This window comes from candidate division KSB1 bacterium (assembly GCA_022566355.1).
Lineage (GTDB): Bacteria > Zhuqueibacterota > JdFR-76 > JdFR-76 > DREG01 > JADFJB01.
This window is the reverse complement of record JADFJB010000099.1, coordinates 1-11,966: the sequence shown is the minus strand read 5'-3', so window position 1 is coordinate 11,966 and position 11,966 is coordinate 1. Positions and strand designations below refer to the sequence as shown.

The window sequence follows — 11,966 nt, the reverse complement described above, 5'->3', positions numbered from 1 at the left end:
AGATCAAGAGAATCAACGCCTTCATTGTCGCCGTTAATAATCAAGCGAAAATCAGTCGAATCTACCTGGATAATCGAAGCAGTAGCTTTTGCATTTGCATTGTTGATTTTATCAACAATATCAACAAGGTCATCTGTTGAGCTTATTGAAACTGCTTTTTGATTGACTAAAAATTCACCAGAAAGATTCAAGGCTGTGGTTTTACTTGTAAAAGCAGATGAACCATATTTCTGAGCACTCGCTAAAGCCATAATGATAACAGAATGGCTCCCCGCTGATGCGCTGGAAGTAGCGGTTAAAGATAAAGATTCTTTAGTTGCGGTATCGTCTGTTTCTGTTATATATAAATTAAAGTCGCTTTTTTTGCGTATATCATCGATTACTGATTTTAGCGATTGCAGCTTGGAATTTACTTGTTTCCAGGCGTCTTGCCTTTTGATAAAATCATCTTTCCGGCCATTTAATAAAATGATCGGACGCCTTTCCAAAGAAATAAGACTTGAAAGTATACTTTGTGTATCTAAACCGGATGCCAGTCCACCAATTGAAAAGCTACCGGGCATCGATAAAACCTCCTATCAAAAACACACCATATCCCAAAGAGAACCTACGCTCTTTCATCAAACATCATTCCAAGAACTTCATCTATTCTTGCCATTATATTCAGCATATCTTCCGGGGGAATTTGTCGTATGGTTTCACCAGTTTCTTTATCTATTATTTTGACAATCACTTTGCCCAAGCGATCGTCAATTTCAAACCTGAGCTCGTGATTAAACAAATCTACAACCTGATTGAGCTCCTCAGTTTGCAATTTAACAGCATTCTTATCAACATTACCATCATCGATTTTTTCGGCGAAAATTTTCTTTTGTGCTTGTTCTTGAGAATGAGCGATATTGGATTCTTCAGTAACAACAGAACCAATATATGGGTTGTATTCTGCTGCAACTTGTCCAACTGAACTGACTTCACTCATTTTGACCACCCTTTATTATTCTTTAAAAAAAGTATCAAGTGGGAGTTAAATGAATAACCCCCACCTGATTAACGGTTAAACTAGGTTTATCGTAACAGGGATAGTACGTTTTGTGACGTACTGTTTGCCTGTGCCAACATTGCAGTACCTGCTTGAACAAGAACTTGATTTCTTGTGAACAAAGATACTTCCAGTGCAAAGTCTGCATCTCTAATTTGAGATTCAGATGCTTGCAGGTTTTCTGCAGTGTTATTTGAACTGGCAATTGTGTATCCGAGCCTGTTCTGAACCGCACCTAATGTAGCACGCTCGCCATTAACGGCGCCGATTGCGGTGTCTAATGAATCCAGCGCTGATTGTGCGGCAGACCTGGTAGAGACACCTGTACCGCTCAATCCTAAATTGCTGCCTGTTGCTTTCAAGTTACCAATACTAAAGGTAATCCGGTTGTTAGCATCGTTATCCGCGCCAATCTGGAATGACCCACCCGAACCTGCATCCACAGTGATAATCGTGCCTTCCAAATCCTGATCATCGTAGGCTTCGTTCAGGGTAAGCGTGATTCCCAATTGTGAGAAGTTCACAGTTATGGTTTCACCTTCACCAGGATCAGCTGCTATTGTAACAGATTGAGTAATTGTGCCATCAGTCATTTGAATTGATGTTCCGCTTGCATCTGTTATGGTGAAGACTCCTGCGGCAGCGCCATTCAATTCAATCTTCTGAACACCAAGATCTGCATCAGCAGTTGTTTGAGCAGACGCAAAACTTACTGTATTGCCACTATAACTACCATTGACCAGTGCTACACCATTATACTTTGTGGCATCAGCAATACGATCAATTTCAGAACTTAATTGGTTATATTCTGAATCCAGGTATCCACGATCTGTGTCTGTTACACTGTCAGAAGATGCTTGAACAGCAAGTTCACGCATCCGTTCTAACATATTATGAATCTCAACCATCGCACCTTCAGCGGTCTGCACCAGATTTACGGCCTGAGAGGCATTTCGACTTCCCATACGCAAACCGGAAATCTGGGCGCGCATATTTTGCGAAATACCCAGTCCTGCAGCATCGTCAGCCGCACGGTTAATGCGCAATCCTGACGACAGGCGCTCTAATGATTTTGATAACAGCGCATCGTTTATCTCCAAGTTACGACCTGCGTTAAGCGCAGCGATGTTATTATAGATTCTTAAACCCATGTTATACCTCCGTGTTTTTAGAAAATATGCATCCTTGCATATTAAGTCAGTTTACTTTGTTCATCTAATTCTAGCTGCCGGCATTAGCCGGAATTTTTTGAACTTATTAAATTATCGTCAAATTATGAAATTACTTTAATGGAAGATTGATGTTTTGGATTGAATAAAAAGAAGAATTTGGGGGAGGTCACTTGAAGATTAAAGACTGGAAAGAAGAGGTTGTATTGAATTATTTTTAACTTGCTCGATTTGTTTTAGGCACATCTGATGTGCTTCATCGACACCTAGTTGCAAGTAACATCGACTCATTTTATCTAATATTGCTATTACCTGTTGATCGTTTGTTGTAAAATTTATTCCCTGTTCAAATGTATTTATTGACTGAAATAATCTATTGTTTTTCATCTGAATATCAGCCAACTGCAATAAATACCTCAAAGTATCTTTCTGATCAAGGAATAAAGCCACACGCAATTGTAGTTCTGACAACACAAAATCCTTGTTATTTATTGACTGTTCTATTTCTTTTGTGATATGAACAACAACTTCATTAATGCTTTTTTCTTGTAATTCCGGATGACTACCATTAAACTTTGTCCAGAACGATTCCGTTTTTTCAAAATACAAATCTAATAAATAACTCATCCATACTTTGGTTTTGCCATTTAAATACAAAGAATATTTCTGTGAAATAGATAAAAGATCTCCCTTATCCATTAAGCATAAGATAAAAAAAGGACTGAAATTATCGTTCCAAATTTCCAGTTTTTGTAATGTACTAAAATAAGAAAGTGCGTTATCATACCTGCCACTACACTGCTCAATAATTGCTAAATTGTATAAGATGGGTGGGTGGTTAGGTAATTTTTCTAAAGATTGTTTGAAATACCCTTTTGATTTGGATAGCCAGCCCAACGCTAAGAATAAATTCCCAATTTTAAAATCATAGTAAAAATATTCAGGATCTTTTTCTTTAGCTAATGTGTAATAGTGAACGACTTCTTTATAATTGCCGGTGTTTCTATTCACTTCAGCAAGAAACTTATAAGCATCCGGTTTATGGGGAGCTAATTCTAAAGCTTCATTAAGATACGAATTTGCAGATTCCGGATAGCCTAGTTCCAACTTGCTCTTTCCCAATAATACCAATTTTCCATACTTTAAGATTGTATAATCTAAGGGAAAAGAAGACATTTCTTCCTCAGGATTGATATCTGTTTCATTTAGATATTGAACAGCCTTATCATAATTACCTGAATAAACATACACTTCTGCAATGGATATTCTTAGAAATGCAGTATTGGGATTAATTTCTTCAGCTGTTTTAAGTGCAGATAGTGCGCTATCAAAATCATTTAATTCAAGATATGTTCTACCAAGCAATATCGATGAAAAATAATACATCGGATCGGTTTTCTTAAAATCCGGCGAGTGGTTCAATAGAAATTCAAACTCTGCCTTTGCTTTTTCGTTTTGTTTTAAAGTGTGAAGTGCAAGCGCATATTGATATCGAATTGCGTTATCTCCTGGTTGGCTTTCAAGCCATTTGGACATCATACCAATATAGCGTTCCTTTTTCGCTTTAACAACTTCCAAACTACTGTAACCGGTGTGGTAAAGGATAACCTTCGAATTCACGATAGGTAATCCTAAACGATTGATACTGGTCGCAACTTGTTCATGAACCGGTCTCTCAAATCGGATTTCTTTAAAATTTGGGAACATCCTTAATTGAAGGCATTGGGACTTTTCAAAGCCATCGTTTACTAATTTGAAATAAAATGCTCTATCCGGTTTTTCTTGTGCTAACTTGCGGATAAGAGGATGCTGGTCAGGATAAATCCGGTCATCAGCATCAAGCCAGATAATCCACTTACCCCTAGCATGTTTTAATGATACATTTCTTGCCGCCGAATAATCATCAATCCATTGGAATTGAAAAAGCCGTACACCATGCTTCTTAGCAATCGATGTTGTTTTATCTACGGAACCGGTATCGACAACAATAATTTCATCGGCAAAACCATTGGCAAGTTCAAGACATTTGCCAAGATTTTTTTCTTCATTTTTTACAATCATACATACGCTTATGAGAGGAGCTTCAATTTTTGACTGTTTATTTATTTGATTTTTTTTCTTCTTCTTTTTGATACTCATATTAAACGTCTTTCTAAAGTTTTGGAAAATTATCGAGAACTTCTCAAAATAACGGCCAAGGATAATCTCAGATACTTCTTGTCAAAAATTGGATGATTAACCTGCATTATTCATGAATTATGATTTTAAGCTTAAAATTTCCAACTATGTTATCTCGTCGTGCAGGCTGTTGTAGAGTGTCATTCCATAATGCTTTCAGGCTATCCGAGAACCCCATAACTGTCACCCCCGAGCGCTTTAATCGGGGGTCTATTTGCATTAGTTAAGCACAAAATGAACTTTTGATTAAAGCTTGCAGGAGTGACAAGACCGGTTCTCGGACAGTCTGATTTTTATCGGGGATCTATGTGCGGCCTGTGTAACAAGATTCCCGATAATCCCGCCCCAGGCGGGACGGGAATGACAGTTTTATAAATCAGTTATGAAGTTTGTGAATTATCCAGGTTAAATAAGGTTGGTTAAGAATTCAATAATCTTAATATTCCTGTTTGAGGCTTTCTTCTTTAATGTGATTCATATTTTGTTTATTTTCTCGAATGGAATGGCGTGTAACCAGTTGGATTTCTTTTTGGTTCGAATTCCGATTGTTTTCGATCGCTGCGAATGTTTCAAGTAATTGTTCAGGCTTAATTGGTTTTGTCAAATAAGCTGATATACCAATTTCTCTGCACCTGGCGGCATCTCCCCTTTTACCTGTTGAAGATAGAATCATAATCATGGAGTGGTTTAAATCTTCAGTTTTTGAAATCTGGCTTGCCAGTGTAAATCCATCAATTTCGGAAATATTTGCATCAATGAGTATGTATGAGAAACCTTCCTTTTGAGTCCTTGACTTCTCAATTTCAAGTATAGCTTTTTGTCCGCTTCCCACAATAATCGATTTCATATTCCACTTCGTAAAAATATCTTTAAATGATTTTCTACTTTGTGGTACACTATCAACAACAAGAACTTTTTTATTTTTTAAATTTAGCTTAGAGTGCTTATCCACCGGTATGCTTTTGATATGAGCAATATCAAATTTCACTTTGAAATGGAATTTACTACCAACCCCAACCTTGCTTTCAACCCAGATTTTGCCAGTCATTAATTCTACCAGCTGTTTGGTTAAAGCAAGCCCCAGGCCTGTTCCACCGAATTCTCTGGTAGAAGATCCATCCGCTTGCGCAAACGAATAAAAAATCATATTTAGCTTTTCTTTTGGAATACCTATACCAGAATCCTCGATAGTGAAACGAATCTCAACCCGATTTTCAGATCGAGACAATTGTGAAGCAGTTATTGATATTTTACCTTTGTTCGTAAATTTAATTGAATTGGAAACTAAATTTACCAGGATTTGGCGAAGCCGTCCCGGGTCACCGGATAATTGTTTTGGAACATTGACATCAAATTCTATATTCAAATCCAGTCCTTTCTCATAGGCCAGGGTTGAAAGTGTTTTGATGGAATTACAGGTGCAATCTCTTATGTTAAATTCTATTAATTCTAATTCCAATTTCCCTGATTCTATTTTTGAAAAATCGAGAAGATCATTAATCAATTTCAAAAGTGATTGGCTTGAACTGCGAATTACTTGAATGAAATGTTTTTGCTCGTCGTCGAGTTCGGAATCAGATAATAAATCACTAAAGCCCATAATTCCATTCAGTGGTGTCCGAAGTTCATGGCTAATATTGGCTACAAATTCTGATTTAAGTCGGGATGTTTCCAAAGCAGCTTCTCGAGCAGCTATTAAGCTGCGATCCAATTCCTTACGATTGGTAATATCTCGCACAATTGCCACAACTTCAGAATAACTACTAACAACAATCCTCGCTTCATAATCCCTTAATTTATTGCCTTGTGAAATTTGAAAATCAAAAACCTGTATTTCTTTAGTTTGAAATGCGTTATGAATGCTGGTTCTTATTTGTTCGGCAACATCATTTGGGAAGATCTCACTAATATTTTTTTCGATTACATTTCTTGAATTTTGTGTTTTCTTCGCAGGTTTGTAAGATAAAACCACACCTTGTTTGTCGATCTGAAACATCAAATCAGGAATTGCATTAATCAAAGCCTGGTTTTTTAATTCACTCGCTATGATTTCTTGTTCCGCTCGAATTCTAGCCGTGATGTCAATATTAGAAATTCTTATCAAGTTTTGATTCGGCACAAGAGAAATGTTTTGATGGTAATGAGATTGATTATATTGAACTTCTCTAAATGATTTGGAGCTGCCTCTTGACTTCAAATCTCTCACAAAGGGTTGAATATCACACAAAATAGGATGTGCCAATTCTTTTTTCTCAAGGTCAGGGAAAGAGGAAGAAGTCATCGGATTAACATAGGTAACTTTACCTTCCGGACTTAATTCAATAATCGAGACAGGGTCATTTTCAGGAAAAGTTGCTAACCAGGCCACTTCTTCATGAGCTTTTTTCTTTTCCGTGACATCGGTAATTCGGGCTAAATGATAAGTTTTATCGGAAATTTCAATATCCTTAATTACCATATCACCCCAAAACCCTGTTCCTGCTAAAGTTTTAAATTCTAGTTCCTTCTCCCACTTGCCATTTTTAAGAATTTCGCTTTGCAGTTTTTCCAATGTATCTATTTCAAATGCTAGTTCAGCAAGATTTCTCAAATCAATTCCAACCAAACTATCTTTGTTTTTTGCCTTGAACATTTTTTCTGCGCTAACATTACAATCAACCGTATCCTGTTTTTCCCTATCGACCAGGAACATTGCATCAGCAGACTCATTAAATATCGTTTTCATTAATTCTTCACTGATTTCCAGGGTTTTTTGAATGAGCAATTTGGATCGCAACGCTAAAAACGAAATCAGCCCTACTGTGGCAATAGAACCAATAAAAATGTTTCGATTAACATACGGATTAGGATCATACCAACCGGCTAATGCTGAAGAAGAAATAGTCAAAAGGAAATACCACGAAAGTTGATTGACAGATGTAAAGCTAACACTGCTTGCCAAAATAACTATAACCAGGCTGAAAACATATTCAACGGAGAAGTGGTTAACGGATGCTACAAGGATTGACCACAAGGTAACTGTAAAATTAAAAAAATAGACAATTTGTCGCATCCATATTTTTAACAATTGAATTTTATACGAGAGCCCGACAACAGATAAACCGACAAGAGCCAAAATAATTCTGTCAGTTACAAAATTCTTTGCACCCGGATTTGTATTCTCGTAAATCCCACCTAATATCGGAATGAGAACCATCACAACAATACAAAACTCCCTATAGATTTGCAGATCCTTTTCAGAAAGAGGCAACAAGTTTTTCAAATTGAAAGCAATGGTTCTATTATCGTTCATTAAATCACCATATTTAGATTCATTCAGATATTGATTTTCAAATCAGGTTAACTCACTACCAAATTGCTGTCTTTACAAATTTCAGTAAATTTTTGCATCACTTCATCGTTCATGTTCAAATTAGGAATTATTTGCATAAGGTTTTCTATGGCATCCAGATATTTGGAATCTTTTTCCAAAGCATTTAAAAAGTAATCCGCCGCGTCTGAAGTGTTCCCTAATTGCCAATTTAGCACACCGAGATTATTCAGAGCTACAACATATTCCGGGTCCCATTCTAAAGCTTTTTCGAAATGCTCCTTTGCATTTTCTAATCGATTTTTTTCAAATGCATTTTCACCACGAATATTTTCTGTTTGCGCTAATGCTTCCAAATCCTTTTTCAGGAAATATTTTCTTCCACGAAATTCTATTTCATCTTTCCATTTTTCTTTAAATAATAATAAATTTTGCTCCATTTGATCCTGGTAATCGATATTGTTTGCTTTAAATGAAAAGTTACCTTCGTGATGAATAAAAACATCGCCAGCAACAATTTTTTCATATCCGGCTAAACGAGCTCGTAAACAATAGTCATCATCTTCGAAATTGCCGTTTCCGAATCTTTCATCCAAAAGTCCGATTTTGTCAATAACCTCTTTTTTAATCAATAAACAAAAACCGACTAATATTTCATTCGTCAATAAATACTCGTTTTTATGTTGATTAGTGAAACCTTTTGCATAGGTTTGCAATTCAGCTTGCGATTTATATTTTGGACTATCAACTATCTGTGAAGAAGAAAATACCCAATTCGTTTTTGGACCGGCTAAGCCAACTTCCGGAGCAAGGTTTATTGCGCGCAGCAACCCATTTAACCAACCTTCAGTAACAATGGTATCGTTATTAAGAAGCAAAATGTAATCACCCTTACTATTTTTTATGCCAATATTGTTTGCAGCGGAAAAACCAAGATTTTTCTGATTATGAATAGTCTTCGCATTTGAAAGGGAGTCTATATATTCCAAAGTTCCATCCGTTGATCCGTTATCTACAATAATTAATTCATAGGAAATATTTGTATACTTGTGAATGCTTTCGATACAGTTTTTTGTTGCTTCTAATCCGTTAAAAGTAACCAAAATAATTGAAACCAATTCGTCTGGAGTTGGTCTCATAACAGTATCGTCATTTTCAAAAACTTCACTTAACAATACTTTCATTCGATGTGTATAAGTATGGTTAGCTAATATGTTTTTTCGCCCTTTCTCTGCAATGAACTCTCTTTTCTTTTCTTCTTTGAGATAGTACTTTAGTTTTTTAAGAAGTTCAGCTTCACTTGAATATTGTACGAGTACTTGTTCGTCCTGGAAAATCTCTAGTATGCCATTGTCTGAAACATCGTTTGTAACAAGCAAGCTTCCCGTCGACATTGCTTCAAAAACACGCATGTTGATATCATTTTTTAAACTTCTATTAAAAATAATTTTAGAAGCGCTGTATGTTTTGGCCATCTCCTCAAAAAATTGTTGCCCGATGTAAACATTATCAAAGTTTGATTTAATAATTTGTAAAAGTTTATTCCTTGGCCCATGGGCGTAATGACCAATAAATGAAATATCATATTCCTTATTTACTTGATGTTTTTTGTGAATTTCTGGATCCGCAGCCAGGGGAAGCCATTTCACGTTGTTAATTCCATCACGCTTTAATTTTGCGGCCCCGTCTTTTTGAGCTGCGAAAACAAAATCAAATTTTCTGGACTTTTGCAAATCAACATTATATTGAAGGTGAGTATCAATCACCCACCAGGCGTTTGGCCTGAGATAATAAGGGATCGCATAGTTAAGACCATCATCGATAAACAGAAAAAGATCATAACTCCCAGGCGTTAAACTTGCTATTTGGCTCGGAAGAAAATGGTCGGTCTGGCAAATTTGACACAACGCTCGCTTACAATATTCACCAGTTGTATCTGGACGTGCAGCATTGTCATAAATGAGGGCAATTCGTTTTTTTATTGACAGTGATTTTGGTACTTTTAGTAGAGGTTTCAATCCTTCTGTAAATTTAGAAGGGATGCCCAAGATGTCTAAGCCCCAAAGCTGAATCGAAGAAGGAACTTTTCCTTCACCATATTTGGTTTCAAGTTTTGCATAAAATCGATCCAGTGACATCTGCATCATTTGCTGCTTTTCTGCGGATTTTAACATCGCAAAGCTTGATTGTCCTTCATGGTAAATAAATGTATCTGTCGCGATTAATAGTTTATAACCAGCGTCTCTCAAACGAAGTGAATAATCAAGATCATCATTGCCAAGAATCAAGTTTTCATCCAATAAGCCAACTTTATCGATCGTCTCTTTCTTAATCATCATGCAAAACCCGATTAGCAGTTTAGTTTCGATAGATTTACCATTGTTTGTCTGGTAAATTCTTGCGCTTAATTCCTCAACAGAGAAATTGCCATGCAATTTTTTATCGATATGCTCATTCACATTTTGTAACCCGGCAGCATAGTTTGAAATGGGTCCAACAGCGCCGACTTCATTGTTAAAATGAGCTATCAGTTGCTCAGCCCATCCTTGCAAAACGGCAGTATCTGGATTCAATAGAACAACATATTTTCCTCTTGCTTGCTGAATACCTTGATTTGAAGCCTTGGAAAATCCTGCATTCTCGTCATTTTGTATGATTGTGATAGGAATTCGAAATTCCAGGTTATTGTTGATAACTTCTTTGACATTTTTATTCGAAGCATTATCAATTAGAATGATCTCATATGAGATCGTCGTATTTAAATGAATGCTTTGAAGACACTTTCGTATCGTGGCTTCTGAGTTATAGGTGACAATTACAATTGAGACCAATGGCTGCTCTGATTTTGATTCAGGGAGATTTTTGAATTCTTTTATCAATTCAATCGCTTCTTCAGAAATGGTTTTTGCGGGAAAAGAGGTAAGATCAAGTTCATTTAGCAAATCAGGCTGTTTTGTAATCTTCTCAAATAGTGCTGCTAGAGATTTAAAATCCCCCGGAGGAAATAGGAATCCATTAACGCCGTTGGCAATGATCTCCGGAACTCCCGATATGTTTGTTGCAATCACCGGGATGTTCGCATAGAGTGCTTCCCTGATGATGAATGGATAATTTTCGCCTATGGAGGGGATGGCCATTACATCTATTTGAGAGAAGATTTTAGATCGGTCATCTTGTGTAAATGTTCCTTCGTACTCCAGACAATCCAACTCGGCCACTTTAGCGAAGACAAATTCAGACAAATCATCATCGTCATGATTGCCATAGATTTTAAACTTTAATTTGGCTTCGTTCTGGCTGATATCAGGCTGATCAATAAAATGTTCTATCGCTCTGATGAAATCCAAGACACCTTTGCGGCGATCAATCGCTCCGACATATGCAATTCTTATTTTTTCATCGATAGCTTTGGTCTTTGTCAGCACTTTAAATGGTAAAATCCCGGTGGGAATCACTTTAAAATTTGAATTCACAAATCCATTTTTTTGATGAGATTCTTTAGCAAAACGAGAAGGTGTATGAACCAAATCAGGTATGGAAAATGCCGATTTTAAGGTTTCATTCCGATATTCAAATTCACTTATTAAATTTTCAGACTTTTTATCTTTTTGGGCAGGATAACAGCATTGAATACATTTGTTAAGTGATTCGGGCCCGGAACAGTAAGATCCTTCTGACTGAATTAAATGAATTTGTTTGCAGTAAAAATAGAAATCATCAAGTTTAAGAACAACTTTGGCTCCACTTTCTTTTGCAATGGAAAGCCAGTTCACTGATAACCCATACAGATGCTGAAAATGAACAATATCAAATTTATTATTCTTCAAGAAATCACGAAAAGGCTGATCGTATTCCAAATTTAGGAATTCAGATCGTTTCGACTTATAACTTTCAAACAAATTGAACATGACAATTGGGATACCGTTGTAACGAGAATGGTTAAAAGAGAATTCCTTTTTATCCTCTGCAAGAAATGGAAAAAGAACCAAAATATCGTGTCCCAATTTTTGTAATTCTTTTGATAGGTTAAAAGTATACAGTTCTGTTCCACCAGATTTGAAAGGAAGGAAACTATGGATGACTTCTAAAATTCTAAGCTTAGTATTGCTGTTCCTTTTTGACCTTATTTTATCTTTGTTCAATTCTGTCGTAGGCCATAAGTTTCGACTAGCTTTATTTTCTCTACTTCTATTTGCCAATGTAAGAATTAATTGGGATATTCGCTCTGTCGATTTACCATCATTTTTATAATTAAGATCTGGGAGCGCAT

6 protein-coding genes are annotated in these 11,966 nt (G+C 36.3%); all 6 read right to left on the bottom strand.

The window, feature by feature from the left end; all coding sequences use genetic code 11:
• Positions 1 to 563, bottom strand: a 563-nt coding sequence (locus IIC38_15370) for a hypothetical protein (GenBank protein MCH8127316.1), incomplete at its 3' end; no start/stop codon positions are given.
• Positions 564 to 607: 44 nt separating this feature from the next.
• Positions 608 to 979 carry a flagellar protein FlaG gene (locus tag IIC38_15365; protein MCH8127315.1) on the bottom strand — a complete coding sequence of 124 codons (372 nt, stop codon included), beginning with the start codon at positions 977 to 979 and terminating at the stop codon, positions 608 to 610.
• A gap of 86 nt (positions 980 to 1,065) precedes the next feature.
• Positions 1,066 to 2,190, bottom strand: a complete 1,125-nt coding sequence (locus IIC38_15360; protein MCH8127314.1) for a flagellin — start codon at positions 2,188 to 2,190, stop codon at positions 1,066 to 1,068.
• 198 nt (positions 2,191 to 2,388) lie between these two features.
• A complete protein-coding gene (locus IIC38_15355) occupies positions 2,389 to 4,269 on the bottom strand; it encodes a glycosyltransferase (protein ID MCH8127313.1) in 1,881 nt (626 codons plus the stop codon).
• Between the two features lie 553 nt (positions 4,270 to 4,822).
• On the bottom strand, positions 4,823 to 7,678 hold the full coding sequence (locus tag IIC38_15350) for a response regulator (protein MCH8127312.1): 2,856 nt from the start codon (positions 7,676 to 7,678) through the stop codon (positions 4,823 to 4,825).
• A 47-nt stretch (positions 7,679 to 7,725) separates the two neighbouring features.
• Positions 7,726 to 11,966 (bottom strand): glycosyltransferase (locus tag IIC38_15345; protein ID MCH8127311.1); only part of this gene is annotated, 4,241 nt, incomplete at its 5' end.

Bases quoted from the DNA above. Each gene is read 5' to 3' on its own strand.
- IIC38_15350 (MCH8127312.1), bottom strand. From the start codon at position 7,678: ATGAACGATAATAGAACCATTGCTTTCAATTTGAAAAACTTGTTGCCT.
- IIC38_15365 (MCH8127315.1), bottom strand. From the start codon at position 979: ATGAGTGAAGTCAGTTCAGTTGGACAAGTTGCAGCAGAATACAACCCA.
- IIC38_15360 (MCH8127314.1), bottom strand. From the start codon at position 2,190: ATGGGTTTAAGAATCTATAATAACATCGCTGCGCTTAACGCAGGTCGT.
- IIC38_15355 (MCH8127313.1), bottom strand. From the start codon at position 4,269: ATGATTGTAAAAAATGAAGAAAAAAATCTTGGCAAATGTCTTGAACTT.